Origin of the sequence: Variovorax guangxiensis (assembly GCF_003952165.1) — a bacterium.
GTDB classification, from domain to species: Bacteria; Pseudomonadota; Gammaproteobacteria; order Burkholderiales; family Burkholderiaceae_C; genus Variovorax; species Variovorax guangxiensis.
In genome coordinates this window covers 43,550-68,856 of the sequence record NZ_RXFT01000023.1, presented here as the reverse complement: position 1 = coordinate 68,856, position 25,307 = coordinate 43,550, and the positions used below count along the sequence as shown (strand labels likewise).

Genomic DNA, 25,307 nt, shown 5'->3' with positions numbered 1-25,307 from the left:
ACCGTAGTTGCCATGCCTCGGAAACTTTTCGGGGCCTTTTGCACACCTATGACGCATTGTTTGAAAAACCCAACAACGAGGAACACTCCATGCGTCTCACGACGAAGGGCGGCTTCGCCTTGACGGCCATGATCGATGTCGCGATGCGCGAGCAGGATGGCCCGGTGCCACTGGCGTCGATCAGCAAGCGCCAGCACATTGCCCGCTCGTCGCTCGAACTCCTGTTCAGCAAGCTGCGCCAGCATGCGCTGATCAAGGCGACACGCGGACCGGGCGGCGGCTACACCTTGACGCGCAGGGCATCCGAAATCACGGTGGCGGACATCCTTGCCTCGGTCGACGGCCAGCCGCTGTCCGACGCCGAAGACTCGTCGAAGAAGGGCGAGGCCGGCAGCAAGGGCTGCTATTCCACCGAGGCGCTGTGGGCCTCCGCCAAGCATCACGTGATGGAGTTCCTGGGCTCGGTCACGCTGCAGAGCCTGGTCGAAGACCAGCTCGCCAAGGGTGTGCGCGTGGAGCACGAGCCGTCGCAGCCGAAGAGGAAGGAAGCCCCGCTGAGCCCCGCCACATTACCGCTGCGCGTGAACGCACCCAATTCGGTGTTCGCGTGGAACGGCGTCTTCGCCAAGCGCTGAAGAACACTGCAACAACGCTCTCCTGACGATGCCCCGCTGGCTGCTGTCGCTGCTGCTCGTGCTCGCACTGGGCTGCCAGAGCTTTGCCGCTCTGGCCCAGTCGCACGAGGCGGCGATGGCGCCGGCCGTCGCCGGGCTCCATCTGTCGTCGAGCCCCCATTGCGAGGCACCGGCCGAGCCGTTCACCACGCTGGAAGAGCGCTCGCCGGCCACCGAACTCGCGCCGGACCTCTCCGAAATCTGCGGACTGCGCAACGCCACGTTGCACCACGCCGCATGGCGTGACGCGCCACCGCCGCATCACTCTCACACGCCCGCATCCCGCGTGCCACGGGTTCCAGTGAAACCGCCGCGCATGCGCATCGCCGCCTAGGCGAGAGAGGGTGCGGGTCCGCCCGCATCTCTTTCCTTTTCCCCTTTCACGAATCCTCGCGATGCGCGACGTGCGGGCCACTGTGCCCGCGCGTCGCGTTCGTCGTCGTCCCGCGCGAGCGTGTCCGGCGCGGGCATCCAACCCCATTCACCCAATCGATTCCTGTCATTCATGAGCGAACTCTCACTGATCATCTTCGGCGCCTGCCTCGTGCTGCTTTACCTGGCTTGGCGCGAACGCCTCGTCTCGAACCACCGCGATGCCGGCCTGCTCGCCGGCGTGGCCGCCCTCGCGGGCGTGGCGGGCATCGTGTCGCTGGCGGTGTGACGGCGCCGCGAGCTGCCCGGCGGCGACGCTGGATCGCCGCCGGGCTCGCCGTCGCGGCAGTGGCAGGCGCCTGCACCGACGGCTATCCAACCAGGGACGCGCCCGCCGCCGGCGACATGAGCGCCGCGGAGCACGTCCACGCGCTCAACGACATGCTGCGCCACGAGGCGCGCAGCGTGGACGCGAGGCTGACGCTGGCGACGCCGTGCATCCTGCGGCTCGCGACCACCGCGCCCGGCGCGCACGAATCCACCGCCTCGCTGCGGCTGGAGACGCTGCACATCGCCTTTTCGGTGGACGAGCGCTACCGGGTGAGCCTGGCCCCGGCCGCCAACCTGCCGGCCGCACGCGACCACCGATTCGTGGTGGACGGCTGGCAGGACGCGGTCGCGTTCCGCTCGCACCTGCAGCAGCTGCAGATGGCCTGCGTGGCGTCTAAGGACTGAAGCGGGATTTCTTTGCGATGCGCATTGCGGGTTTGCGCATCTCGTTCGGCAACCGGATGAACGCCACTGAATTGCCAGTGGCGCCATCCGGAGATTGCCTTGGTTTTCCTTCCCGCTCACCGCCGCGCGGCCTGCGTCCGCCTGTCCGACATCGCATTCACGCTGCTCGCCATCCTGGCGATCGGCGCGCTGGTCCCCGCCTGCGGGGGCAACAGCCACAACCACAACACCGGCAACAACAAGGCCTCCGTGCGACAGCCGGCGCACGCGGCCTCTTCGACAGCCCAGCCGGGCCCGCAGGCCCCGCGCGACTGCACCGTCACCTTCGAGGGCGACTCGATCCTGCACGGCGGCTATGCCGCCAACAGGCGCTTCGACGAGCCGCCCGCCGCGATGCTCAGGCGCCTGCGCCCCGCCTACACGGTGATCGACAACAGCGAGCCGGGCGCCACCGCCACCCGGCGCGCGCCGGCGTTCTCCACGGCGCCGCTCACCACGCATTTCGTGGTGCTGCAGCACGGCATCAACGACGCGATGTCCGGCCAGCCCTACGAGCCCGCGCTGCGCCGCATGGTCGCGCACGTGCAGGCCGAGGGGCGCACCCCGGTCATCACCGGGCTCAGCCGGCAGCCGCTCACCGCGACGGGCAGGGACGAGGCCGACGCCATCGCCCGCAGGGTGGCCGGCGAGACGGGGGCGCTCTTCGCCGACTGGGGCGCCGTGTCCTTCAAGCCCGCCGAGATGGCCGACGTGCTGCATCCCGCGCCTGCCTACAGCGAGCGGCTGGTCGGGCGCATCGTGCTCATGCTGGACAAGGCCGCGCCCGAATGCCGGGCCTGACGCCCGGATTTTTCGGCGCGCCATTACGGGTTTTGCGGGCCTCGTCCGGCAAGGGAGTGCATTCACCCGAGACCGAAAAGAGGAGCCGCCTTTCCCATGCTTCAGAACCCCCGTCATCGCTTTCAGGCACCGCCGCCCTCGGCGTGCCCCCGGGAGAGCGTCCGATGAGCACCGGCAGCCTCGGCCTCGTGGTCGCCGCCTGCTTCGCCCTCGGCGCCGCCTGGCTCGCCGGCAAGACGTTCTCGACCCGCGCCACCGGCACGCCGATGCCCCAGCTCGCCGCCCGGCAGGAAGCCGCCGCCGCGCGCGAACGCATCGACCTGCGCCAGCCGCTGCGCGCGCTCGCCACAACGCCCACCACGCAGGGCGAAACCCTGGCGCAGCGCGGCATCGGGCTCGACCTCGCCGTGCCGGACGCTGCGCTCACGGTGGTAGCCATCGCCGGCGACCTGCCGCGGCTCGTGTCTCACATCGCGGACGCCGCGGCCGCGACCTTGCCGCGGGGCGCCACGCTGCATGTGCTGGCGCGCGCCGAAGGACACCAGGCGGTGGTGAGCCTGCGCGAAGCCGACATTTCCACCGGCACCGCGCCCCGCCTCTCGCAGGCCTTCGAGACCGGCATCGGCCGACCCACGTCGTCCCTGGCCCATGCCTGCCAGGCCATCGCCGCGCGCCACGGTGCGCGCATCTACACCGCACCCTCGCCGCTGGGCGACGGTTGCCTCACGCTGCGGTTTCCGCTGTACGGCGCCCGCGCCGCGCGTGCGCCGAAGGGGCTGCTGTGATGGCCACCCGCCGGCTCTTCGTCCGCGAGAGCCTGCGCTCGCGGGACGCCGGCGGCACCGCGCGCTCCCGGCTCTTCGACGGCTGCTGCCTCGGCGCGGCCGTGGCCGGCCTCGTGCTCTCGGCCGGCCTGGGCCGCTGCGGGCAGGGCCGCGCGGGCGCCACGGCCCTGTCCACGCTTGCGCCCATCATGCAGACCCGCAGCCACCGGCTCCCGACAGGCTGCCCTGCCGGGGCGAAACGCCGTTCGCCAGCGCCAACGCAGTGAGATAGATTCATGCCTGCCGCACTCGCCGCGTTCCCGAACGACTTTTCCTCGCCCTCCTCCATGCCGGACGACCGTCCTCCTTCGCGCAGCGTGGAAAGCCTCTACGGCGACCACCACGGCTGGCTGCTCGGCTGGCTGCGCCGCAAGCTGGGCCACCCGGGCGACGCCGCCGACCTGGCGCAGGACACCTTCGTGCGCGTGCTGGGCCGCCCGCGCGACATCGACGAGGTCCGCGAGCCCCGCGCCTGGCTCACCACCATCGCGCACGGGCTGGTGGTCGACCACGTGCGCCGCCGAACGCTGGAGCGCGCCTGCCTGGAGGCGATCGCCGCGCTGCCCGAGCCGCAGGCGCCCTCGCCCGAGGCGCAGATGCTGCTGGTCGAATCGCTGGTGCGCATCGACGCGATGCTCGACGGGCTGCCGTCCAAGGCGCGCAGCGCCTTTTTGCTCTCGCGGCTCGACGGCCTCGGCTATGCCGAGATCGCGCGGCGCCTCGATGTGAGCCTGAGCTCCGTAGAAAAATACATGGCCACCGCCATCCGTCACTGCCTGGCGCTGAAATGATGAAACTCCCCCAGGCTTCGCGCACTTCGTGTCGCTTCTCCCCCCGCCTCGCCGGGGGCAACACCGGCGGCCCGGCAAAGCCGGTTCCGCGGTGTTCCTGGCTTTGGCCGAGGCTATATCGTGCGACCGGGATCACGGGAAGTGCGCAGAGCCATCCAGAATGAAAGCCGCATTTCCTTCCACCCCGCTAACCGGCGACGGCACGGCCACGGCCGCCGAGCTGCTCGACCAGGCCATCGCCTGGGCCGTGCGGCTGGGCTCCGGCAGCGCCGACGAGAAGACTCATGACGAATGCGGCGCATGGCGCGCCGCGCATCCCTCGCACGAGCAGGCCTGGCAGCAGGTGCAGGCCGTGGAAGACACCTTCCGCCAGGTGCCGCGCATGGGCGAGGCCGGCGGCGCGCTGGCGCACGGCGCGCTGCAGGCGGCCACCCGCCTGCGGGCCCAGCAGGGCCGCCGCCGCGCGCTCGGGGTTCTGGGCGTGATGGGGCTGGCCGTCACGGGCGGCATGGCCGGCCTCTTCGTCTGGCGCGAGCAGCCATGGGAGAGCCGCACCGACTACGCCACCGCCGTGGGCGAACGCAAGCGCGTGACGCTGGCCGACGGCACCGAGCTGAACCTCAACACCGGCTCCGAGGTGCAGGTGATCTTCTCGCCGCGCCGCCGCCGCATCGTGCTGCGGCGCGGCGAGCTCTTCGTGCGCACCGGCGCGGACGGCGGCTCGCTGCTCGGCCACCGCGCATTCTGGGTCGAGACGCCGCACGCGCGCTTCGAGGCGCTGGGCACGCGCTTCGGTGTGCGCGAGCAGGACGACCAGACGCGGCTGTCGATGACCGAGGGCCGCGTGGCCATCCACACCACCGTCGACGCACCGCCGGTCGTCGCCCAGGCGGGAGACGGCTACATCGTGCGCGGCGGCGCGGCACAACCGCCCCAGCGCATCGTGGACCGCAGCTTCGAGCCCGACGCCTGGACCGACGGCGCGCTGGTGGCGCGGCAGATGAGGCTCGATGCCTTCATCGCCGAGCTGGCGCGCTACCACGCCACACCGCTGCTCTGCGACGCGGATGCGGCATCGCTGCGCGTGTCGGGCGTCTTCCAGCTCAGCGGTCCCGACCCCGTCGGCCGCGCGCTGGAGGCGCTGGTACGCACACTGCCGGTCCGGCTCGACCGCGGCACTGGAGGCACATTGACTGTCGCGCGACGTTGAGACGCCTTTCTCCGGACCGCCATCCCGGGTTCTGGCGGTTCCGGCAGACAAGGCCCACCCTGCTCTCCGCGCTGCTGCTGGGTATCGCGGCGGGATGGGCTGCGCCCATGAATTCCGCGCGCGCGCAGGCGCAGCCGGCGGATGTTCCGGCGCGCGCCAGCTTCGACATTCCGGCCGGCGCGCTGGAAGACGCGCTCAGCAGCTTCGCGCGGCAGGCCGGCATCACGCTCTCCTTCGATCCGGCGCTGGTGCGCGGAAAGAATGCCGCCGCCATACAGGGCCGCCGCACCGTGGCAGAGGGCCTGGCCGAGCTGCTCTCGCCGCACCGGCTCGAAGCCGTGCCCGGCACCAGCGGCGCCTATGCGGTGCGCCAGGCCACGGGCACGCCCGCAGCGGTCTCCGGGCCCAACGCCATCCTGCCCACGCTCACCGTCAACGCGCCGGGCGAGCGCGCCGACGGCCAGGTCGAAGGCTACGTGGCGCAGCGCAGCGCCACGGCCACGCGCACCGACACGCCGCTGCTGGAAACCCCGCGCGCCGTCACCGTGGTCACGCGCGCGCAGATGGACGACCAGGCCGTGCACACCGTCGAGCAGTCGCTGCGCTACTCGGCCGGCGTGCTTACCGAGGTCGCGGGCTACGACACGCGCTTCGCCTCGCTCACGGTGCGCGGCTTCGCGCCGGCCGAGTACCTCGACGGCTTCAAGCTCCCCACCAACAGCTTCGCCACGCGCTGGCTGGTGGAGCCGCAGGCGCTGGAGCGCGTCGAGCTGCTGAAGGGGCCGGGCGCGGTGTACGACCCGTCGGCGCCCGGGGGGGCCATCAACATGGTGTCCAAGCGGCCCTCGGCGGAGGCGGTGCGCGAGGTGAGCGTCTCGTTGGGCAACCGCAACCGCCGGCAGGGCAGCTTCGACATCGGCGGCGCGATGAACGCCGACGGCAGCCTGCTCTTCAGGCTCAACGGCGTGCTGCGCAACAGCGACGGCCAGACCGACTACTCCCGCGACGACCGCAGCTTCATCGCGCCCTCGCTCACGTGGATGCCCTCCGCGCGCACCAAGGTCACGCTGATGGCGGAGGCCACGCGCGACCGCACCACGCCCAAGAGCATCTGGCCGCAGAGCGCGCTCATCACACCCAACCCCTGGGGCAGCATTCCGCGCGAGCGCTACATCGGCGAGCCCGGCTACGACCGCTACGACCGCGACGCGTTCTCGCTCACCTACCTCTTCGAACACCAGCTCAGCGACAACTGGACGCTGCGGCAGAACGCGCGCCACGCCAGGCTCGACATCGACTACCGGCAGGTCTACGGCACCGGCTTCCAGAGCGACCTGCGCACGCTCGACCGCATGGTGATGCGGGTCGACGAGAGAAACCGCACCAGCACGCTCGACACCCAGGTCGAAGGCCGCTTCAGCACCGGCGCCGTCTCGCACACGCTGCTGATGGGCATGGAGTACCAGCGGCAGGCCAGCTCGCAGCAAGGCGGCATCGGCCCGGCGCCCTCCATCGACGCCTTCGCGCCGGTGTACGGCCAGCCTGTATCAGACCCACCGGTGAACGGACTGGGCGACAACAGCATCACGCAGCGCGGCTTCTACGTGCAGGACCAGATGCGCAAAGGGCCGTGGTCGCTGGGTCTCACGGTGCGGCAGGACCGCGCGCGCAGCAGCGTCAACCGGCTGGTGAGCTCGTCCTTCGGCATCGACACCAACACCAAGACCACCTACAACGCGGGCCTGCTGTACCTCGCGCCGAACGGGCTGGCGCCCTACTTCAGCTACGCGACCTCGTTCACGCCGCTGCCGGGCGCCATCCCCAACGGCACCCTGCTCAAACCCGAGCTGGGCCGCCAGTTCGAGGCGGGCCTGAAGTACCGGCCGCCCGGCATCGACGCGCTCTTCACCGTGTCGGTCTTCGACCTGCGCAAGAGCAACTCGCCCGTCTTCGACCCGTTCGTCATCGGCCCGGTCTCGCAGATCGGCGAGGTGCGCACGCGCGGCCCCGAGTTCGAGGCGCGCGCCGCGCTCACGAAGCAGCTCAAGCTGGTGGCCAGCTACACGCTGCTCGACGCCAAGGTCACGCAAAGCCTGAACCCGGCGGAGATCGGCAAGCAACCGCTGAACACGGCGCGCCAGACCGCCTCGCTGTGGCTGGACTACCGCTTCGGAGGCCCCGCGCTGAAAGGCTGGAGCGTGGGCGGCGGCATACGCCACGTCGGCAAGGTGCCGGCCAGCACCGACAACAGCAGCTACAACCCGCCCTACACGCTGGTGGACGCGGCGCTGCGCTACGAGCAGGGCCCCTACAGCTTCGCGCTGAACGCCACCAACCTCACCGACAGGAGCTACGTCGCGGGCAACGGCCAGTACTTCGGCCAGCGGCGCGCGGTGCAGGCGAAGTTCAGCTACCGCTGGTAGCAACGGCGCCCGGCAAAGGAAAAAGAAGAAAAGACGGGGAACGCAGCGCCGGGCCGCTCAGGCCTGCTGCGCCTCGGTCAGCGCCTGGGCGGCCACCACCGCCTCGGTGCGGTTGCGCACGTTGAGCGCGCGGAAGATCGCCGCCAGGTGGATCTTCACCGTGCCCTCGCTGATGCCAAGGCTGCGCCCGATCAGCTTGTTGGGCTTGCCCTGCGACAGCAGCTGCAGCACCTCGACCTGCCGCTCGGTGAGCACGCTGCGCAGGTGCTCCAGCGTCTGGGTGCCGCCACCACCGCCACCACCGGTGCCGCGCACGATCGCCTCGGTGCCCGCCGGCTGCGCCATGCCGGCCACGATGCCGGGGGGCACTGCCGTCAGCATCATCGGCGGCACGTACACGCCGCCGGCCAGCACCAGCCGCACGGCCGAGAGCATCACGTCGGGAGAGTAGGCCTTGGGTATGAATCCGAGCACGCCGCGCTCGAGCGCGCTGCGCATGATGGCCGGGTCTTCGTAGCCCGACAGCACGATCACCGGCACGGCCGGATGGCGCTGGCGGATCTCGTCGATGTGGGCCTGGCCGTCGGCGCCGGGCATGTTGAGGTCGATCAGGGCCAGGTCGAGGTCGTCGGTGGCTCCGGCAAGCAATTCGTCGACGCTCATCGCCAGGACGAATTCGATGCCGGGCTCCAGCTCCGACAGCTTGGCTTTGACCGCCTCGATGACGAGCCGGTGGTCGTCGGCGATCAGTATTTTCATGATGTCTTTTCCCCGTATCCCAGCGTGCGAAGCACGGCAGACGCTGAAGATACCGGCGAAAGCCCCGCGCAGCAAGGCCGGCGGCCCCACCAACGGCATAGACCCCAAGCGGTATGGCGCCCCTTGCAAGCCCTTTGAAAGAATGGCCGCCTACTCGAAGGAACCGGGGACATGGGCATGTGCCATCGCTGCAGACGCCGGTGCAAGGCATCCTTCGCAACGCATGAATGAGCGGGCCCGCCCATGGCCCGCCTTCTCGACTGTTTCTCCAGCTTCATCTCATCCGGCCTCGCGCTGGATGCGTCCATCGCGTCCGGCGCGCCACTGCTGCCGCACGATGCGGCGCAGCAACGGGCCCGCCAGCTGCTCGACGCGGCACGCGCCGCCGCCGAGGCCGCCGGCACGCCCGCCGCGCAGATCGAGTCGGCCTCCTTCGCCATGGTGGCCTGGATCGACGAGATCCTCGCGCGGCACCCGGACGCGGCCGGCGCGACAGGCACGGCCGCTCCCCTGCAGGTGCAGCTATTCAACTCCAACAACGCCCACAGCGAGTTCTTCCACCACCTCTCGGCCCTGGGCCCCGACGACGACGCGGTGCGCGAGGTGTACTGGCACGCGCTGGCGCTCGGCTTCAGGGGACAGTACTACTTCGAGGACGGCGACCAGGGCGAACTCGGCAAGCTGAAGGACCTGCACGGCCGCCAGCTGCTGCTGCGCCCGCTGTCCATGGGCAGCCTGCTGCAGGACCACATCGCGCCGCAACCCTACGAGGCGCCCGACCCGCGCGGCCCCAACGACACGCGCCGGCGCGACCGCACCCTGCTGCTCGGCGCCGCCGCCCTGGCCTTGGCGCTGCCGCTGCTGTACATGCCGTGGCTGTGGTCCGGCGGCCCGCCCGCGGCCGCCACCGGCCTGGCCCAGCGCGTCGAGCAGCACCTGCAGGCTTTCGCCTGCGCCGACCTCACGGCCAGCGTCGACCACGAGGGCCGCACGCGGGTCACCGGCTTCGTCTCGCAGCCCGGAGACCTGCCGCGCGTCGAGCACGAAGTGAGCGCCCTGCCCGGCGTGAAGTCGCCGCGCTTCGACATCGGACTGCGCGTGTGGCCGCATTGCGAGGTGTTCGCCATCCTCAAGCCCTACCAGGCACGCAACACCGAGAAGGCCTACGGCCTCGACGTGAGCGCGCCCACGGCCCGCGACGGCCGCCTGCGCGAGGGCGACAACGTGCGCGTGCAGGTGACCGCGCCGCGCCACGACAGCTACATCTGGGTCGACTACTACACGGCCGACGGCTCCGTCATGCATCTCAACGCCGGGCAGCAGCCCACGCGGCTGCACGCGGGCGAGGTCCTGGAGATAGGCCGCGACATCCCTTCCAGCTGGCTGGTGAGTCCGCCCTTCGGCAGCGTGCTGATCACAGTGCTTTCGTCGCCCACTCCCCTCACCGAAACCGCCGACCGGCCGCCCTTCGAACTCGCCTCCGCCTACCTGCTGAGGTTGCGCGAGTCGCTCGCGGCCAGCAAGAACAGCGACCGGCTGATCGCCGACTTCGTCTTCCTGGAGACCGTCTCGCGATGACCGGCCTGCTGCTGTCGCCCGCCCACCGCTTCTGGCTGCTGCTGGCGCTGTGCCTGCTGGGCTTCGGCCTGCTGTACGCGGTGGTGCGCGATGCCGGCCGGGGCGCGCGCCGGCGCGGGCTGCGCAAGCGCCTCGCCGCGCTGGCCGAACCGGCGGCCGATGCCGGCGGAACCGCACTGGCCGTCGACACGCTGAAGGAAAGCATGACGCGGGCGCAGCAGGCCATGCGCCGCGCGCCATGGGCCAGGCCCTCGGCGCCGGTGCCGTGGTTCCTCTTCTTCGGCGATGCATCGGCCAACCTCGCGGGGCTGCTCGCGACCGCGCACGCCGAACGCACGGACGCCGCATCCGGTGCCGCCTGGTGGCACTGGTGGCTGACCCATCGGCTGGTGGCTATCGAGCTCGATGCGGGCGCGGTCGGCGACAAGGCGGGCACGCCGCAGTCGCGCAGCCTGTGGCTTCACTCACTGCTTGCGCTGGCCGAGCGGCGCGACCGCCTGCCGCTCAACGGCCTCGTGGTGGCCGTGGCCGCCGGCGACCTTCTGGATGCCGACGCCACGGAGCTGAAGTCGCTCGCCGCGCGAACGCGCCGCCTGCTCGGCGAAGCCAGCGACGGCCTGCGGCTGCAGATGCCCACCTACCTCGTCGTGACCGGCCTCGAACGGCTGCCGGGCTATGCGACCCTGCGCGGAGCGCTGCCGCCCGAAGTGCTTGCGCAGGCACTGGGGCACAGGCTGACCGATCCTTCAGCCTTCATCGAGACTCCGGCTGGCGAGCGGCTGGACACCGTGTTCGAGCCCATCGCGCAGCAGCTGCACGCGCTGCGCATGTCGCTGCTGCGCGAGCAGCCCGGCCCCACCGGCCGGCTCGCCATTCATGAGTTCGTGGAAGCGGTGCGCGCCCTGCAGCCGGGGCTGCGCCAGTTCGCGCAGGTGCTGTTCGAGAACCACGGCCGCGGGCCGCGCGCGCCGCGCTGGCGCGGCTTCTATCTCACAGCATCCGCGTCGGACGCGGCCAGCGGCGCCTTCGTGCACGACCTGTTCGAGCACTTCCTTCCCGTCGACCAGCCTTTGGTGCGGCCGGGAAGGCCGTCATGACCGGTAGCGCACGGGCTACCTGGCGTCCACGCGCATCGTACGCGCGCCGAAGGTCACATCGAGCGACTGCGCCTTGCCGGTGACCACCGGGCGCACCTCGCGCCATCGTGCGCGGTCGAGGTCGCGGTAGGCCGCCATCACGCCCATGGACTTCGCATCGGGCGGCAGGTTGAAGTCGAGCTTCTTCGTCTCGCCGGGCCGCAGCAGCACCTCTTCGCGCTGCACGAGCTCGGCGCCGAGCGTGGCCTGGTCCTTCTCGAAGAGCGAGAAGAAGTCGGCGCCTTCGAAGGGGCCGGGCGACTTCAATGCATACACGCGCACCGTGAGCGGAGATGCGCGGCCGCGCGCATCGGGGTTGGCGTCGGCGCCCGCGGTGAGCGTGACGGCCACCGTGGTGACCACGGGCTTCGCGGCGCATCCCGCAAGCAGAAGACCGGCTCCAGCAAGGCCAAGAACGGCGATGTGGCGCCGCGTTGCCGCGGCAAGGAAGCCCTCATAGGACGAATGGTGTGTACCCAGCGTGCGCATGCTATTCCCTTCGTTGCATTGACCGGTCAAGACGCATCTTTGATTATCACCAGCGAACTCCGATAGGCAACATGCTGAACAACGAACTCGCTGCAACACTGCTCGCGCCCATCGGCGATGCATCGCCGTGCGGCGACGATCTCGAGTACGACGCGGACTTCATGGCGCTGGTCGCGGACGCGCAGGGCAAGCCCGAGCAGCAGTTCGGCGACACGGTGATCCCCGCGGTCGAGCCCGAGTGGCGCGAGGTGGGCGAGAAGGCCGGGAACATCCTGCGGCGCAGCAAGGACGTGCGCGCCGCCGTGCTGCTGCTGCGCGCCTCCACCCGCCTGCAGGGCGTGGAAGGCTTCGCCTCCGGCCTGCGGCTGCTCAACGGATTGCTCGACACCTTCTGGGACGGCATACATCCAAAGCTGGATGCCGACGACGACAACGACCCGACGATGCGCCTGAACGCGCTCGCGCCGCTGACCGACGAGACCATGGGCCTGCGCGACCTCTACGAGGCGCAGGTCGGCGTCGCGCGCGGCGTGGGGCCGATCCGCGTGCGCGACATCGCCATCGCGCACAACGCGCTCACCGCCGTGGGCGGCGAAGCCACCTACTCGATGGCGCAGGTGCAGGGCGGGCTGGAGGCCATCCAGTCCGAGCGGCCCGATGCCATCCAGGCAGCGCTGGGCGTGCCCGCGCTGGTGGAGCAGCTGAAGAAGCTCATCGCCGAGCGCACAGGCCGCGCCGATGCATTCGACCTCGACCCGCTGCGCTCCATCGCGCGCGTGCTGCAGAAGGCCTGCGCCTCCGCCAGCGGCTCGCCGGCAGATGCCGCCGCCGCGCAGGACTCCGGCGGCGCCGCGGCGGATGCACAAGCCAACGGTGCCGCGGCCTCGCGCCCCGCCGCCGCGCGCGGCGAGATACAGAACCGGCAGGACGCCGTGCAGATGCTCGACCGCGTGATCCGCTACCTGGAGCAGGCCGAGCCGGGCAACCCCGCGCCGCTGCTGATCGAGCGCGCCAAGAAGCTCATCGGAGTGAGCTTCCTCGAGATCATGGCCAACCTCGCGCCGAACGCGATGGACACCATTGAAACGGTCACGGGCCGCCGTCCTTCCGAGTAAGCCCCGACCACCACCCCGCATCCGTCCCCATTCACACCCGCAAGGAGCATCTCCATGGCCAAGAGCAGTCAGAAATTCATCGCCCGCAACCGGGCGCCCCGGGTCCAGATCGAGTACGACGTGGAGCTCTACGGGGCGGAGAAGAAGGTGCAGCTGCCCTTCGTCATGGGCGTGCTGGCGGACCTCTCCGGCAAGCCGGCCGACCCGCTCGCGCCGGTGGCAGACCGCAAGTTCCTGGAGATCGACGTCGACAACTTCGACTCGCGCATGAAGGCCATGAAGCCGCGCGCGGCCTTCGCGGTGGAGAACTCGCTCACCGGCGAGGGCGACCTGAAGGTGGAGCTCACCTTCGAGAACATGGAAGACTTTTCGCCCGCCGCGGTGGCGCGCAAGGTCGGCGCGCTCAACAAGCTGCTGGAGGCGCGCACGCAGCTTTCGAACCTCGTCACCTACATGGACGGCAAGGGCGGCGCGGAAGAGCTGCTGGCCAAGGTGCTGGAAGACCCGGCCCTGCTGCAGACGCTGGCCGCGAGCAAGAAACCCGAGGACGGCAGCGCCCCCGCCGCCTGAGTCGACAACCATCAGAGCACACGAGGAGTAGATCACCATGGCCGAAGCACTCGAACAGAGCGCGCTGAAAGATGTCGCGTACGCTGGCAGCGACTTTTCGTCGCTGCTGCAGAAGGAATTCAAGCCGCGCAGCGACGAAGCCAAGAGCGCCGTCGAAGCCGCCGTGCTCACGCTGGCACAGCAGGCGCTGGCCAACAGCACCATCATCGGCAAGGACGTGACCAAGTCGATCCAGGCCATGATCGCCGCGATCGACGCCAAGCTGACCGACCAGGTCAACAAGATCATCCATCACCCCGACTACCAGAAGCTCGAGAGTGCGTGGCGCGGCCTGCACTACATGGTGAACAACACCGAGACCGACGAGAACCTCAAGATCCGCGTGATGGACATCTCCAAGCAGGAACTGGCCAAGAACCTCAAGAAGTTCAAGGGCGCGGCCTGGGACCAGAGCCCGATGTTCAAGAAGATCTACGAGCAGGAATACGGCCAGTTCGGCGGCGAGCCCTTCGGCGCGCTGGTGGGCGACTACCACTTCGACCAGAGCCCGCCCGACGTGGAGCTGCTCGGCGAGATGGCGAAGATCGCCGCCTCGGCGCACGCGCCCTTCATCACCGGCGCCAGCCCCAACCTTATGCAGATGGAGTCGTGGCAGGAACTCGCGAACCCGCGCGACCTGACCAAGATCTTCTCCACCCCCGAGTACGCCGGATGGCGCAGCCTGCGCGAGTCGGACGACTCCAAGTACATCGGCCTGTGCATGCCGCGCTTCCTGGCGCGCACGCCGTACGGCGCCAACACCAACCCGGTGGAGGAATTCGACTTCGAGGAAGACACCGCCGGCGCCGACCACAACAAGTACGCCTGGGCCAACGCGGCCTACGCGATGGCGACCAACATCAACCGCTCGTACAAGCTCTACGGCTGGGGCTCGCGCATCCGCGGCATCGAGTCGGGCGGCGCGGTGGAGAACCTGCCGCTGCACACCTTCCCGAGCGACGACGGCGGCGTGGACCAGAAGTGTCCCACCGAGATCGCCATCAGCGACCGCCGCGAGGCCGAGCTCTCGAAGGCGGGGCTGCTGTCGATGATCCACCGCAAGAATTCCGACTTCGCGGCCTTCATCGGCGCCCAGTCGCTGAACAAGCCGGCCGAGTACGACGACCCCGACGCCACCGCCAACGCCAACCTGGCGGCGCGCCTGCCCTACCTCTTCGCCTGCAACCGCTTCGCGCACTACCTGAAGTGCATCGTGCGGGACAAGATCGGCAGCTTCAAGGAGCGCGAGGACATGCAGCGCTGGCTCAACAAGTGGATCATGAACTACGTGGACGGCGACCCCGCCAACTCCTCGGAGATCACCAAGGCCCAGAAGCCGCTGGCCGCCGCCGAGGTGGTCGTGGAGGAAGTGGAAGGCAACCCGGGCTACTACACCTCCAAGTTCTTCCTGCGCCCGCACTACCAGCTGGAGGGCCTCACCGTCTCGCTGCGCCTGGTGTCGAAGCTTCCCTCGGCCAAGGGCGGCGCCTGAGGCACCGGAAGGAAGAAGAGGAAGAAGAGAAAGAAGAAAAGAAAGCTCGGAACGGGCCGGTTTTTTCTTGAAATTCCCGATCCCGTTTCGTTCTATCCACAGCTGCCGGGGGCCGGCCCCGCCGACAAGCCTCCGGCAGCACAAGCATCCGTCTCGATCATCAACAGCAACTGCCCGAACGCAATCGGGTTCCAAGGAGTAGGAACATGTCTTCTGACTTTCACATCAAGCTCGACGGCGTCAAGGGCGAGTCTTCCCACAAGGACCACAAGGACGAGATCGAGATCTCGTCGTGGACCTGGAACGTGAGCAATTCCTCGGGCGCAGGCTCCGGCGGCGGCTCGGGCAAGGGCAAGGCCACGCCCGGCGAGTTCCACTTCACGCACGTCTACGACAAGGCCTCCCCGGTGCTGGCCAAGAACTGCGTGAGCGGCAAGCACTTCAAGGACATGGTCCTGACCTGCCGCAAATCGGGCGAAGGCCAGCAGGAGTACCTGAAGGTCACGCTCAAGGAAGTGTTCATCTCCATGGTCGGCCCCGGCGGCGCCCAGGGCGGCGACGTGCAGGAGCAGGTGTCGTGCTCGTTCAAGGATATCGAGTTCGCCTACAAGGCCCAGGACGACAAGGGCGCGGCCGGCGGCGAAGTCAAGTTCGGCTGGAACGTCGCGACCACCGAGACCCGCTGACGGACGACGGACCCGCCGGGCACGGCATCGGGCGCGCCAGTGCCCGGTGCGGTTCCCACGCGTCCTCACCGGAGCAATGCAATGGCATTCAGCACCCCACTCATCGGCAAAAGCGGCGCTCTGCTCACCGCCTACAACATCGACTGGTCGGTAGGCCGGATCGGCTCCAACACGCGTGAAGACGTGATGCTGGTGCAGGCGCTGTTCAAGATCTTCTACTACGAGCTGCTGGGCTTCAACCACGACCTGGACCCGCCCCCGGGCCAGACCGAAGTGATCGTCGTGGACGGCTACTACGGGCCGGTCACGCAGAAGCACATCACGCACTTCCAGACGCAGGCGATCGCGCTGGGACAGAAGGTACTGCCCGACGGCATCTTCGATCCGTTCCGCGAGCCCGGCGCCTCCAGCACGCTGAGCAAGACGCGCTATGCGCTCGACCTGCTCAACAACGGCTGCGCCAACTGCTGCAAGGAACAGGGCATCGACAACTACACCAACCTGCCCAATCGCAGCGACATGCCGGCGCAGCTGCGCAACGCGCTGAAGAAGGTGAAGAAGACGGCGAGCAAGTACACCTACGTCGCGCCCCAAACCGTGCCGAGCACGGGCGGCGCCTGAACGGACAGCCGACCCGGCTGGAACGACAAGGGCCCGGAGCGATCGCTTCGGGCCCTTCTTCTTTGCCTCTTTCCTTGCCTCGAGACGGAAATCCTCAGCAATCCGTGGATGCAACGTTCTCCGGCATCAGCCGCGTCACGTCGTCGCCATCGTCCTCGATCACCCACAGCGTGAGCGCCGTGTAGTTGTCGTGGCCCGGCTTGGCATTGGCCTTGACCTGCGCGTCGATCAGCTCGGTCCACTGGCTGGGCGTGCGCGAGGCGTGCAGCGTGTCGATCAGGCATTCGTCGCCCAAGGGCTCCCATACGCCGTCGCTGCACAGCAGAAGCACGTCGCCGGGCAGCAGGCGCATGCGCTCCGACACCGCTATGTCGGGCGCCTCCTCGATCGAGCCCAGCGCCGACAGCAGCATGTTGCGCTGCGGATGCAGCCGCGCGCCCTCCTCGTCGAGCATGCCGCCGGCCACCATCTGCTGCACCAGGCTGTGGTCGGTGGTGCGCGCCACGATGGCACCGCCACGGAACAGGTAGGCGCGGCTGTCGCCGCTGTGCACCCAGGCGAGCGCCTGGCTTTCGAGGTCGATGGCCGCGAACACGATGGTCGAGCGCATGCCCGCGAGCTTGCCGCCTTCCGCCTGGCGCGCCACCACGTCGCGGTTGGCCTGTTCCACCAGGCCGCGCAGCGTGGCTTCGTCCAGCCCCGGCGCGGCCGAGAAGCCGCCGAGCATGCTGGCGCGCGCGGTGGCCGCCGCCACGTCGCCGCCGCCATGGCCGCCCGCACCGTCGGCCACCAGGCAGGCAACGTAGCGCTCATCGTGCCAATGGCCGTGCACGTCCTCGTTGTAGGTGCGGCCTCCTTGCCGGGAGAGCGTGACGATTTCGATTTCCAAGCGGGGTGCCTCGCGATGGCTGGTGTTGTTGTGGTGGCTTCGACCGGGGTCGTCGTTCTTCCTGTTCCGGCTCTTGTACCTACTGACCGTCGGACTTCAGGCGCGCCATCTGCTCCTCGTAGGCCTCGAGGAAGGCCTTGCCGAAGAGGCTGTGGAAGTCGTCCTCCGCCTCGCTCGCGATGCCGCCGTAGAGCGACACGAACTGGTCCCACAGCTTGGCCTTGCGGTTGGCGCTGAAGAGCGCGTCGAGCGCCGTCTTCGCACTGATCTTCTTCTCCAGCTCCGCAGGCTCGAAGCGCGCGATGACATGGGCCAGCGCGGCGCGCATGCCCACCATCACGCCGAACTGGTGGGCGCGCAGGTCGTTGAAGGCATCGCGCATCGCGGCCTCGGGCGGCATGAAGCCGCGCACGCCGGGGCCCAGCAGGTGCGCCAGCGCCACCTCGACCGTGGGCGAGAACTTCAGCGGGTTGTTGGCCTGCGCCGCGATCATCGTGACCTCGGCGCGCACCTCGCGCTTGAACTCCTGGCGCGTGAGCAGCAGCTGCAGCGTGCCCTCGGTGGCGCTGCGCAGCATCGAGCCGATGCGCTCCATCAGGCCCGGCGTGAGCATCTCGGGCGGCTGGTGCGTGCTCGCGAGGCCGCGCAGGAAGGCGGCGAGCAATTCGTCGTCGCTGGCCATGCGCTCCGGTGCGGGTGCGGCGGGGCGTGGAACCGGCGCCGGCGCCGGAGGCCTCAGCGGTTCCAGCGGCCTGCCCGAGCCTTCCGGCCCGCTGATGCGGATCGGCTGGCCGGTCATGTCGTCGAACTGTGCCGGCGGCGGTGCAGGCACGGGCACCGGTGCGGGCGGCTTTGGCGGCTCGACGGCCTTGGGCGGAGTGAAGCCGAACTGGTCGATCGGCAGATGGTCCGGCCGCGGCACGGGCGTGGCCGGCGCCGCCTGCTGCAGGGCCGCCAGCGGATCGGCGTTCGATGCGGTGTTCGGCTGCAGCAGCGGATCGGCCAGCGGCGACAGCGCGAGCGGATCGCCGCCGATGCCGCCGCCACCGCCCACACCGCCGAAAAGCTCGTCGATGTTCGCCGCCTTGCCATGCGCGGGCGGCGCACCGAGGTCGGAGAAATCATCGAGCGCCCCGAGGCCGGCCGCCGGCGTCGACGACGGCGTGGGCCCGAGCAGATTCGCGAAAGGATCGACCTGCGCGGCCTGCACGTTGCGCGAGCCGCTTTCCATCGGGTCGGGAAAGAGCAGCGAATCGGGCAGCGCGGCCGCGGGAGCCGCCACTGCGGGCACAGCCGGTGCCGGCGCAGGAGCGAGGCCCGCGAGCAGGTCGGCGAAGGGATCGTCGCTCGACGACGCGGCAGCGGCAGGCGCGCCCGCGGGCGCCCCGATCACCGTGTTGGGAATGGCCAGCGAAGGCGGCGGCGCGGCGGCGGCCGTCGCGCGCACCGTGAGCTCGAAGCTCCCGACCACCAGCCGCGCGCCATCGGTCAGCGCCGCCTCCTTGCCCGAGCCCAGCGACACGCCGTTGCACTGCATCGGGTTGCTGCCCCGGTCGATGACGAAGTACTGCCCGTCGCGGCACAGCACCTGCGCATGCACGCGCGAGACCGTGCGGTCGGGATCGTCGAGCACCAGCGTGTTGGTATCGGCCCGGCCGATGGTGCCGCCATTGGGACCGAAGTCCGCAGAGATGGACTGCCCCGCCGGAGCGCCTTGCCGGGTGATGACAGCGATATGGATCATGAATCGGCCCCCGAAGGCTCTGTGCCTGAATGCACCCGAACAAACTCGCAAGGAGTATTCATTCCGTGGGACATGTTGGCAATCTCGCCTTAAGAGGTATGCCATTGCAGCCAGGCTGCTACGGCGGTGAAGACCAGGGCGACGAGGAGCCAGGTGCGGGTGGCGGGATCGGAGTGCCCGGCGTTGCGCGTCCAGCGCAGGGCTGCCGCGACAGCGAACACGAAGGCCAGGAGCGCGAGGATGTACGGGGTACGCATGAACGCTCAGGCCTCGGGTCCGGCAAGCCAGCGCTGCTGGCGCCACGCAGGAGCTCCGGTCGGAAACAGCGCCGTGCCGGGCCGAAGCAGGCACAGGTATTCCGAGGCCGCCCCGCGTTGCCGCTGGCAACCCCGGGCGCGCACCTGGACGGCGTGGTCCCACGACGGTGGCGCTCCCATGAAGTGGCGAACGCCCTCCGGAAAGCCCGGCGCGCGAACGGCCCACGCGTCGGCGACCTTGCCCGCGTCGGGCCAGGGCAGGCCGTCGTCTTCGTCCATCGCAACGTCGTCGTCCGCCGGATCGTCCATCGGACCGGTCTCGGCGCCATCGGGTGGCTTGCGCTCCAGATCGTGCGCCGCGAGATCGAGGCCGGTGATCAGCGTGAAGGCTTCGCCGGCCAGGCGCGACAGGGAAGCATCGTCCATCCTGTCGATCAGCCAAGGCACCCAGCGCGGATCGCCGTTCGTGCCAAGGCCGCGGATCAGTTCTCGCGCATCCGCCTGCGACTCGAACAGAGACTTCAGGATCGGCACCGCCTGCTCGGGCGAGGCGAGCTTGAGCAGCAGCCCGATGGCTTGCGCCCGGTGCGGCCTGCCTGCGCCCGTCTCCTCGTGCAGTACCCGTATCGCTGCATGCCGGTCGCCGAGCAGCACCGCCGAACGCGCAGCCTGAAAACGGCAAGCGGCGTCCTCATCGGCCAAGGCGCGCACGCAAGCGCCCTGCAGGTCCAGCCTGCCGCACTCCCCTGCGATGCGAAGCGCGTGCTCGCGCAACAAGCTGTCCGGATCGCCCAGCGCCGCCACCAGCGGCGCGCCCGGATCGACGCGATGCGCACCGCAGGCCAGGATGCCCACCATGCGATGGAATGCCGATGGAGAAGCCAGCAGCCCGCCGGTGATGCCGCGCAACGAAGGCGCTGAAACCCATTCGAAGGCGGCCAGCACGCCGGGGCGGCACTCCGGCAAGGCATGCGCGAGCGCCAGCACCTTGTCGAGGCAAGGGCCGTCGTGCGTGTCGAGCGCCAGCGCGGTGGTTGCGAAGAGTTCGCCCGGGCCGGGCATGGCCAGCGCCGTCGCGCACAGATGTGCGCCGTACGCACCCGCCACGGCAAGACCGTCCAGATGTGCCGCCAGCCGGTCGTCCAGGCGGCGCAGATGATGCAGCCTGACATGAGGCGCATCGACCATCCGCGCCCGCACATGGAAGAGCACCGCGCTTTCCTCCGCATGCTGCGCGACGACGGCCGGCACGGGCCTGTTCAGGGCCATGCCTTCCGTGTTGTTCGCCGCGACGATGCTCATGGCCTCGCCCTCACTCCCAGCGGCGCCAGGCGGCGCCATCGAACGAGCAGATGTTCTGCTGCCCGACCGACCACAGCACACCCTCCGCATCGGTGAGCTTGTAGCAGCTGTCGGGAGCGTCGCGGCCGAAGTCGACCGGCACGAGCGCATCGCCCTGCAGCTCGTACAGTGCGCTCATGCTCGCCACGTACAGACGGCCCATGAACCAGCGCAGGTCCCAGAAGTCGTCCATGAGCCCCTCGGTCTCGAGCACCTCCCAGTCCTGCCCGCGGCCTCGCAGCAGCGTGCCTGCCTGGCCGCAGGCGTAGACATTCCCCTCGCCGGCGCAGCACACGCCGCTGAGCACCACGTTGACCGGACTCGGCCCCTGGGTCCAGGCGCCGGCTTGCCAATGCCACAACTCGCCTTCCCAGCCCACGGCATAGATGTCGTCCGCGCCGAAGCCGTCGATGGCTTCGAAGCCGGCGACCTCGTCGTCGCCCTGCGCAGCCGGCGCGTGCATGGCGGTCCACTTTCCTTCTCCTGCGCGCCTGAACACCTCGCGGTTCATGCCGCAGGCATAGGCGTATCCGTCTATGGCGGCACAGGCGCGCAGGTCGAAGGCGTCGCGGATCTTCTCGCTGCCCTCCTGTCCACCCACGTAGGTGAATACCTGGCCGTCGCCGGAGACGGCGACGAGCTTCTCGGCGGGTTTGCGCACAACGCAGATGCCGGCCGCACGCCATGCCAGATCCTTGACATTGGCGATCTCACCTTCGTCCACGCTGCCCAATCGAGTGTGGGCGATGCCTTTCTTCTGGAGCTTCTTGTCCTGAAGCGCAAGATAGACGAGGTCCTTGAAGCGCGCTGCGCCTCGCGATATCAGGTTGTCCTTCGACAGTCCCAGCCGTTGTGCCATGTACGCTCTCCTTTCAGCGGGATCTCTTGTTGCCCAGCGCCTTGAGCGGATCCAGAGCCGCCTCGCTCGCGACGTCGGACCCCGAAGGCGAATGCTTCACCTCGGCGTCCTTCAGGTCCTTCGAGCACATGTCCTTGTGCCCCTCGGTGAGCTGCGCCTTCAGGCACTTGTTGCTGCAGTTGGACGACTTGAACACCTTCTGCGCGCTCTTCACGCAGAGGTTCATCTCCTTGGCGAAGGACTGCGTCGTTCCCGCGCCCACCTTCTTGCCCATGAACTTGTGGGCCGCATGGCGCAGCCCGTGGCTGCCCTCGGTGTTGCTCGGCCCCTCCGCACACATGCAGGGCGCGGCGCTCATCTTGTAGTTCTTCCAGCCGGGCAGCTTCTTGCCCTTGGAGACCGCCGCCGTGTAGAAGGAGCTCTTGGGTATCACGTGATCGGGCGTCTGGCTCGGGCAGCAGCCCTTCACGCCGTCCTTCTGCGCGTTGTAGGGCACGAGCCTGCACTTGCGCGCGCGCAGGCACTTGTCGGCCGCCTCCTTGCCCTTGATGGCGTCGAGCGACATCTTGTTCCAGTCCGCCCCGCGCCCCCGCTGCTTCTTGATGCCGATGTTCATACCGGCGGCGGCGCACACGTTCTTCGTGCCCTGCTTCTTGAAATCCTTGCAGGCGGCCTTCTCGCGCTTGACTTCCTTGTCGCACGCCGCCTTGGCCGCGCCGGGCGCCATCGATTCCAGATGCGGCCACGGAATCGACTCGTTGCCCGGATACGAGCTGTGGTTGTGCGTGGTGATGTCGAGGTGGCGCACCACGTTCTCGCCCTCCACCAGCACGTCCATCGACCAGCGCGAGAAATAGATCTTTCCCATGTTGGTGCTCGTGACCAGACCCTTCTTGGGCGCGCAGCCGGCTTCGTCGCCGCTGCTTCGCTTGAAGTAGCTCTTGTTCTTGAGCATCACCTGCTGGCCCGAGATCTCGACGCTGGTCGAGCCGTCGGTCGTATCCGACGAGAAGCCCGTGTTCGGATACGGAAGCGGCACGCCCGGCGGCGTGGCCGGCGTCTGCGGCGGAGTGAAGCAGACGTCCGGAAAGGCGCACATGGTCTTTCCGCTCGCGGCCTTGCACGAGATCTCCAGGGCGTTGGCGAAGACCTTGTTGCTCATCGCGCGCTCCTCAGGCCGCGGCCTCTTCGAAGCGCATCACGGCGCAGGCCCGCTGCCCCGCATCGTTCGCCATGTGCACCAGCACGGCCGGCCCCGGCGCATACCCGCGGCGGCCCGCCGCATCCGCCACGGCCAGCGCGGCGACTCCGGCCACGGCCCCCGCCTCGCCGATGCATTCGGCCGGATGCCAGATGTCGAAGCTCTCCTTGCGCTGGCGCAGCGTACGCGCAAGCGCGAGCGTCGCCTCCTTGAAGTAGTACTGCTCGCCCGACAGGTCGGTGACGCGGTAGTCGATGTCGTGCATGCCGCAGCCGGCCTGCGCCAGCCCCGCCTCGATGGCTGCGCTCAGGCCGTCGCCGCGCAACGGCTCCTCGGTGTCGATGTGCGCTTTCTCGATGCCGAAGCCGATGCCCGCGCACACCAGCCCTCCCTCGCCGCCCGGGCCGCCCGGGCCGCCGGGGACGCCCACGAGCAGCGCCCCCGCACCCTCGCCGGGAATGAAGCCGTTCGAGTTCCCCGCCGTCAGCACGCGATTGCCGCGTTCGTATGCGCCGAGCGTCGGCCACTCGAGCAGACTGTCGACGGCGGCCACGAGCACCAGCGGCACGCCGCCGCCGATCAATCGCTGCGCCTGCGCGAGCGCCACCACCACGCTCACGCGGCCATGCGCGACCACGAGCGAATCCGCCGAGAAGCGGGCCCCGAGCAGATCCTGCAGCTCTTCGAAGAGCAGATCGTCGAGCCCCTGCAGGCGCCCCGGCCTTTCGTGTTCGGCCACGCACAGCAGCAGGGGGATCTCGTCCCATCGCTCGCGCGCCACGCCGGCCAGGCATTCCTGCACCGCCAGCGCGGCCATGCGGACCAGCTTGGCTCGTCCGCGCCATGGCTTCTCCAGCGGCACGGCGTGCGCCATGATCCGCTCGCCCTCAGAATCGATGAAGCGCGTCTCGCTCGGGTTGGTGACCTTGGCGCGGATCGCCGCGCAGGATGCCGCCGCGTTCAGCCCCACGCTGGTGACCAGACCCGTGCGCCGGATGCAGATGGCTGAGGTCGGCATGCTCATGCGACCTCGTCCATCTCTTCGTCGTCCGGCACCATCGGCACCATGATCACGGGAATGGGGAAAGGCGTGGCATCGCGCTGCTGCCACCATTCGCGCCCTTTCTTGCCGACCATGACCTGCGCGACCTCGAAGACGTCCTTTTTCAATGGCCGCGTCATGCGCCAGGTGAGGCTGAAGCGCCCCTCGTCGGGTTCGATGACCACCGTGTCGAGCGTGGCCGTGTGGTCCTCGCGCTCGCCATCGCGAGTGAATACGTGCACCGGCGCCACCAGGTGGGGAATGGTGAAGCGCGTCAGTCCACCGGGCGTCAGGTTGGCCATCAGCACCTCGACGGGGCCGTTGCGGAAGTGGTCGAGCGGCACCTGCTGGTCGAGCGGTGCCGCCTGGAAATACTGCTCGTCGAAATCGGGCGGCAGGAAGGGAAAGTGCTTCTGGCGCCACGCGTCGTCGTAGGTGCCGGCAAAGCGATGGCGCGGATCCCACCCGCGCCCCACGGGTCCGAGGGCCATGGGCCGGTAGTTACCGTCGGGCGCGCGCACGGCGTGATCGATTTCTTCCGTGGCCGGCAGCGGCCAGCCCTCGACCCATTCCACCCGCATGTGCCTGTGGAAACCGCGCCCGACCGGGTTGGCCATGAAGGCGGCGTGCTGGGCAGGGTCCTCATGCAGGAGGTCGACGCCGCCGAAGGCCACGTCGTACGAGATCGGCTGCCGCACGAACACGCCAGGCGGTGTCGAGCCGACGCCGGCCATTGCGCATTCCCACTGGCGCGGCCCGACCACCGCGAAGGTCTTGCTCCAGCTGCCGACCCGCAATCCCACCTCGACGCGCGACGCGGGCCGGCCGCCCGGCGCGTACGCGCTACCCAGCAAGAGAATGTCGCAGCGCCGCTTGCGCGGCGCGAAGTCCACTTCGTAGACCGGCGCCGAGAGCCCCGGTGCGCCGGTGAAGGTATCTGCCATTACCAGCGGCAGCTGCGCCTCGTGCAGCACGATGCCGTCCGGCGCGTCGGGCGGCGGAATGCGGAAGGTTCCCTTGGCGACCACCACGAGCAGTTCCCGTCCGCTCGGCTCGACGCCCAGGTTGAACCCCGCGACCATGCGGGTGGCATTGAGGAGTTCCACGTACCCTCTTCCCGCTCAGTTCAGCTGCACCGAGCCACCCTTGACGCGGTTCACGCCCGTCGAGCGGCTCGACACATAGCTACCCTGGATCAGCACCTTGCCGGCCCGCGTGAGCGTGATGCTGGCCTTGCCGCAGCGCAGCACCAGCTCGTCCCTGGCGCTCACCAGCATGCGCTCGCCATCCGCATCGACTTCCACTTGCGCCGGCGCATCCGGCAGCGGCCATCCGTGCGCGCCACGCAGCACGCCGATCACGATCGGGCGCGCCGGATCGGCGTTCTCGAACATCAGCACCACCTGCCGGCCGATATGGGCGCCGTGCAGGTCCACCACGCTGCGCGCACGCACCGCGGTCGTGCCGGGACGCCCCCCGAGCACGACGAGCAGCGTCTGTCCCTCGTCCGCGATGGCGACCAGCTCCGCGGTCGTCACGGAATTCCAGAGCGCGATGGCCGCCGGCTCCTCCATTTCCGTCCTGAGTTCTTGCTCGATCGAGTCCCTGCCGCTCATGGTT

The 25,307-nt window shown here is 69.3% G+C and carries 28 protein-coding genes; 17 read left to right on the top strand and 11 right to left on the bottom strand.

What is annotated here, in order from left to right:
• Positions 1–89 precede the first annotated feature (89 nt).
• From EJP67_RS32090 to EJP67_RS32050, 10 genes are all read left to right on the top strand, one after another.
• Positions 90–635 (top strand): Rrf2 family transcriptional regulator, encoded by a 546-nt coding sequence (locus tag EJP67_RS32090; protein ID WP_126025755.1) that lies wholly within the window; start codon positions 90–92, stop codon positions 633–635.
• A 28-nt stretch (positions 636–663) separates the two neighbouring features.
• Positions 664–1,008 (top strand): hypothetical protein, encoded by a 345-nt coding sequence (locus EJP67_RS32085; RefSeq protein WP_126025754.1) that lies wholly within the window; start codon positions 664–666, stop codon positions 1,006–1,008.
• Positions 1,009–1,179: 171 nt separating this feature from the next.
• Positions 1,180–1,335, top strand: coding sequence for a hypothetical protein (locus EJP67_RS33780; protein ID WP_165909767.1), 156 nt, complete (start codon positions 1,180–1,182; stop codon positions 1,333–1,335).
• Positions 1,332–1,781 carry a hypothetical protein gene (locus EJP67_RS32080; protein ID WP_126025753.1) on the top strand — a complete coding sequence of 150 codons (450 nt, stop codon included), beginning with the start codon at positions 1,332–1,334 and terminating at the stop codon, positions 1,779–1,781. The genes EJP67_RS33780 and EJP67_RS32080 overlap by 4 nt, the downstream gene beginning before the upstream one ends.
• A gap of 99 nt (positions 1,782–1,880) precedes the next feature.
• Positions 1,881–2,621, top strand: coding sequence for an SGNH/GDSL hydrolase family protein (locus EJP67_RS32075; RefSeq protein ID WP_165909766.1), 741 nt, complete (start codon positions 1,881–1,883; stop codon positions 2,619–2,621).
• A 164-nt stretch (positions 2,622–2,785) separates the two neighbouring features.
• Positions 2,786–3,406 (top strand): histidine kinase, encoded by a 621-nt coding sequence (locus EJP67_RS32070; RefSeq protein WP_126025751.1) that lies wholly within the window; start codon positions 2,786–2,788, stop codon positions 3,404–3,406.
• Positions 3,406–3,672 carry a hypothetical protein gene (locus EJP67_RS32065; RefSeq protein WP_126025750.1) on the top strand — a complete coding sequence of 89 codons (267 nt, stop codon included), beginning with the start codon at positions 3,406–3,408 and terminating at the stop codon, positions 3,670–3,672. Before EJP67_RS32070 ends, EJP67_RS32065 begins: the two co-directional genes overlap by 1 nt.
• Positions 3,673–3,732: 60 nt before the next feature.
• Positions 3,733–4,236 (top strand): sigma-70 family RNA polymerase sigma factor, encoded by a 504-nt coding sequence (locus EJP67_RS32060; RefSeq protein WP_126025774.1) that lies wholly within the window; start codon positions 3,733–3,735, stop codon positions 4,234–4,236.
• Positions 4,237–4,396: 160 nt separating this feature from the next.
• Entirely contained in the window at positions 4,397–5,446 is a 1,050-nt protein-coding gene (locus EJP67_RS32055) for a FecR family protein (RefSeq protein WP_126025749.1), read from the top strand.
• A gap of 107 nt (positions 5,447–5,553) precedes the next feature.
• Positions 5,554–7,869: a TonB-dependent siderophore receptor gene (locus tag EJP67_RS32050; protein ID WP_126025748.1), complete on the top strand. Its 2,316-nt coding sequence runs from the start codon at positions 5,554–5,556 to the stop codon at positions 7,867–7,869.
• 57 nt (positions 7,870–7,926) lie between these two features.
• Here the strand turns inward: EJP67_RS32050 and EJP67_RS32045 are convergent, their stop codons facing one another.
• On the bottom strand, positions 7,927–8,628 hold the full coding sequence (locus EJP67_RS32045) for a response regulator transcription factor (protein WP_126025747.1): 702 nt from the start codon (positions 8,626–8,628) through the stop codon (positions 7,927–7,929).
• A gap of 243 nt (positions 8,629–8,871) precedes the next feature.
• Between EJP67_RS32045 and EJP67_RS32040 the strand changes: the two genes are divergently transcribed.
• Together EJP67_RS32040 and EJP67_RS32035 are read left to right on the top strand one after the other, a co-directional pair.
• A complete protein-coding gene (locus EJP67_RS32040) occupies positions 8,872–10,206 on the top strand; it encodes a DotU family type IV/VI secretion system protein (protein WP_126025746.1) in 1,335 nt (444 codons plus the stop codon).
• Complete coding sequence (locus EJP67_RS32035) at positions 10,203–11,303, top strand: type VI secretion system protein (protein ID WP_126025745.1); 1,101 nt, start codon at positions 10,203–10,205, stop codon at positions 11,301–11,303. The genes EJP67_RS32040 and EJP67_RS32035 overlap by 4 nt, the downstream gene beginning before the upstream one ends.
• A gap of 15 nt (positions 11,304–11,318) precedes the next feature.
• Here the strand turns inward: EJP67_RS32035 and tssJ are convergent, their stop codons facing one another.
• Positions 11,319–11,831, bottom strand: a complete 513-nt coding sequence (gene tssJ, locus EJP67_RS32030) for a type VI secretion system lipoprotein TssJ (protein WP_126025744.1) — start codon at positions 11,829–11,831, stop codon at positions 11,319–11,321.
• Between the two features lie 71 nt (positions 11,832–11,902).
• Between tssJ and tssA the strand changes: the two genes are divergently transcribed.
• From tssA to EJP67_RS32005, 5 genes are all read left to right on the top strand, one after another.
• Positions 11,903–12,946 (top strand): type VI secretion system protein TssA, encoded by a 1,044-nt coding sequence (gene tssA, locus EJP67_RS32025; RefSeq protein WP_126025743.1) that lies wholly within the window; start codon positions 11,903–11,905, stop codon positions 12,944–12,946.
• 54 nt (positions 12,947–13,000) lie between these two features.
• Positions 13,001–13,516, top strand: a complete 516-nt coding sequence (gene tssB / locus EJP67_RS32020) for a type VI secretion system contractile sheath small subunit (RefSeq protein WP_108142618.1) — start codon at positions 13,001–13,003, stop codon at positions 13,514–13,516.
• 37 nt (positions 13,517–13,553) lie between these two features.
• Entirely contained in the window at positions 13,554–15,047 is a 1,494-nt protein-coding gene (tssC, locus tag EJP67_RS32015) for a type VI secretion system contractile sheath large subunit (protein ID WP_126025742.1), read from the top strand.
• Positions 15,048–15,253: 206 nt separating this feature from the next.
• Positions 15,254–15,733 (top strand): Hcp family type VI secretion system effector, encoded by a 480-nt coding sequence (locus EJP67_RS32010; protein ID WP_126025741.1) that lies wholly within the window; start codon positions 15,254–15,256, stop codon positions 15,731–15,733.
• Positions 15,734–15,814: 81 nt separating this feature from the next.
• Entirely contained in the window at positions 15,815–16,354 is a 540-nt protein-coding gene (locus tag EJP67_RS32005; RefSeq protein ID WP_126025740.1) for a peptidoglycan-binding domain-containing protein, read from the top strand.
• 94 nt (positions 16,355–16,448) lie between these two features.
• Here the strand turns inward: EJP67_RS32005 and EJP67_RS32000 are convergent, their stop codons facing one another.
• The 9 genes from EJP67_RS32000 to EJP67_RS31965 form a co-directional block, all read right to left on the bottom strand.
• A complete protein-coding gene (locus EJP67_RS32000) occupies positions 16,449–17,243 on the bottom strand; it encodes a PP2C family protein-serine/threonine phosphatase (RefSeq protein ID WP_126025739.1) in 795 nt (264 codons plus the stop codon).
• Positions 17,244–17,322: 79 nt separating this feature from the next.
• Positions 17,323–18,987: a type VI secretion system-associated FHA domain protein TagH gene (gene tagH, locus EJP67_RS31995; RefSeq protein ID WP_126025738.1), complete on the bottom strand. Its 1,665-nt coding sequence runs from the start codon at positions 18,985–18,987 to the stop codon at positions 17,323–17,325.
• Positions 18,988–19,076: 89 nt separating this feature from the next.
• On the bottom strand, positions 19,077–19,244 hold the full coding sequence (locus EJP67_RS33775) for a hypothetical protein (protein WP_165909765.1): 168 nt from the start codon (positions 19,242–19,244) through the stop codon (positions 19,077–19,079).
• Between the two features lie 6 nt (positions 19,245–19,250).
• Positions 19,251–20,546: a TIGR02270 family protein gene (locus tag EJP67_RS31990; RefSeq protein ID WP_165909764.1), complete on the bottom strand. Its 1,296-nt coding sequence runs from the start codon at positions 20,544–20,546 to the stop codon at positions 19,251–19,253.
• Between the two features lie 10 nt (positions 20,547–20,556).
• On the bottom strand, positions 20,557–21,444 hold the full coding sequence (locus EJP67_RS31985; protein WP_240650849.1) for a hypothetical protein: 888 nt from the start codon (positions 21,442–21,444) through the stop codon (positions 20,557–20,559).
• Positions 21,445–21,457: 13 nt separating this feature from the next.
• The gene (locus EJP67_RS31980; protein WP_126025736.1) at positions 21,458–22,606 is read right to left on the bottom strand and encodes a PAAR-like domain-containing protein; all 1,149 of its coding nucleotides are present in this window, start codon (positions 22,604–22,606) and stop codon (positions 21,458–21,460) included.
• A gap of 10 nt (positions 22,607–22,616) precedes the next feature.
• Positions 22,617–23,669, bottom strand: a complete 1,053-nt coding sequence (locus EJP67_RS31975; protein WP_126025735.1) for a hypothetical protein — start codon at positions 23,667–23,669, stop codon at positions 22,617–22,619.
• Entirely contained in the window at positions 23,666–24,793 is a 1,128-nt protein-coding gene (locus EJP67_RS31970; RefSeq protein ID WP_126025734.1) for a DUF2169 family type VI secretion system accessory protein, read from the bottom strand. Before EJP67_RS31970 ends, EJP67_RS31975 begins: the two co-directional genes overlap by 4 nt.
• Before the next feature lie 15 nt (positions 24,794–24,808).
• On the bottom strand, positions 24,809–25,303 hold the full coding sequence (locus EJP67_RS31965; RefSeq protein ID WP_126025733.1) for a DUF6484 domain-containing protein: 495 nt from the start codon (positions 25,301–25,303) through the stop codon (positions 24,809–24,811).
• Between the last annotated feature and the right edge of the window lie 4 nt (positions 25,304–25,307).

Excerpts from the sequence above, each read along its gene's own strand:
- EJP67_RS32090 (WP_126025755.1), top strand. The coding sequence starts at position 90 with ATGCGTCTCACGACGAAGGGCGGCTTCGCCTTGACGGCCATGATCGAT.
- EJP67_RS32085 (WP_126025754.1), top strand. The coding sequence starts at position 664 with ATGCCCCGCTGGCTGCTGTCGCTGCTGCTCGTGCTCGCACTGGGCTGC.
- EJP67_RS33780 (WP_165909767.1), top strand. The coding sequence starts at position 1,180 with ATGAGCGAACTCTCACTGATCATCTTCGGCGCCTGCCTCGTGCTGCTT.
- EJP67_RS32070 (WP_126025751.1), top strand. The coding sequence starts at position 2,786 with ATGAGCACCGGCAGCCTCGGCCTCGTGGTCGCCGCCTGCTTCGCCCTC.
- EJP67_RS32065 (WP_126025750.1), top strand. The coding sequence starts at position 3,406 with ATGGCCACCCGCCGGCTCTTCGTCCGCGAGAGCCTGCGCTCGCGGGAC.
- EJP67_RS32060 (WP_126025774.1), top strand. The coding sequence starts at position 3,733 with ATGCCGGACGACCGTCCTCCTTCGCGCAGCGTGGAAAGCCTCTACGGC.
- EJP67_RS32055 (WP_126025749.1), top strand. The coding sequence starts at position 4,397 with ATGAAAGCCGCATTTCCTTCCACCCCGCTAACCGGCGACGGCACGGCC.
- EJP67_RS32050 (WP_126025748.1), top strand. The coding sequence starts at position 5,554 with ATGAATTCCGCGCGCGCGCAGGCGCAGCCGGCGGATGTTCCGGCGCGC.
- EJP67_RS32045 (WP_126025747.1), bottom strand. The coding sequence starts at position 8,628 with ATGAAAATACTGATCGCCGACGACCACCGGCTCGTCATCGAGGCGGTC.
- EJP67_RS32040 (WP_126025746.1), top strand. The coding sequence starts at position 8,872 with ATGGCCCGCCTTCTCGACTGTTTCTCCAGCTTCATCTCATCCGGCCTC.
- EJP67_RS32035 (WP_126025745.1), top strand. The coding sequence starts at position 10,203 with ATGACCGGCCTGCTGCTGTCGCCCGCCCACCGCTTCTGGCTGCTGCTG.
- tssJ (WP_126025744.1), bottom strand. The coding sequence starts at position 11,831 with ATGCGCACGCTGGGTACACACCATTCGTCCTATGAGGGCTTCCTTGCC.
- tssA (WP_126025743.1), top strand. The coding sequence starts at position 11,903 with ATGCTGAACAACGAACTCGCTGCAACACTGCTCGCGCCCATCGGCGAT.
- tssB (WP_108142618.1), top strand. The coding sequence starts at position 13,001 with ATGGCCAAGAGCAGTCAGAAATTCATCGCCCGCAACCGGGCGCCCCGG.
- tssC (WP_126025742.1), top strand. The coding sequence starts at position 13,554 with ATGGCCGAAGCACTCGAACAGAGCGCGCTGAAAGATGTCGCGTACGCT.
- EJP67_RS32010 (WP_126025741.1), top strand. The coding sequence starts at position 15,254 with ATGTCTTCTGACTTTCACATCAAGCTCGACGGCGTCAAGGGCGAGTCT.
- EJP67_RS32005 (WP_126025740.1), top strand. The coding sequence starts at position 15,815 with ATGGCATTCAGCACCCCACTCATCGGCAAAAGCGGCGCTCTGCTCACC.
- tagH (WP_126025738.1), bottom strand. The coding sequence starts at position 18,987 with ATGATCCATATCGCTGTCATCACCCGGCAAGGCGCTCCGGCGGGGCAG.
- EJP67_RS33775 (WP_165909765.1), bottom strand. The coding sequence starts at position 19,244 with ATGCGTACCCCGTACATCCTCGCGCTCCTGGCCTTCGTGTTCGCTGTC.
- EJP67_RS31990 (WP_165909764.1), bottom strand. The coding sequence starts at position 20,546 with ATGAGCATCGTCGCGGCGAACAACACGGAAGGCATGGCCCTGAACAGG.
- EJP67_RS31985 (WP_240650849.1), bottom strand. The coding sequence starts at position 21,444 with ATGGCACAACGGCTGGGACTGTCGAAGGACAACCTGATATCGCGAGGC.
- EJP67_RS31980 (WP_126025736.1), bottom strand. The coding sequence starts at position 22,606 with ATGAGCAACAAGGTCTTCGCCAACGCCCTGGAGATCTCGTGCAAGGCC.
- EJP67_RS31975 (WP_126025735.1), bottom strand. The coding sequence starts at position 23,669 with ATGAGCATGCCGACCTCAGCCATCTGCATCCGGCGCACGGGTCTGGTC.
- EJP67_RS31965 (WP_126025733.1), bottom strand. The coding sequence starts at position 25,303 with ATGAGCGGCAGGGACTCGATCGAGCAAGAACTCAGGACGGAAATGGAG.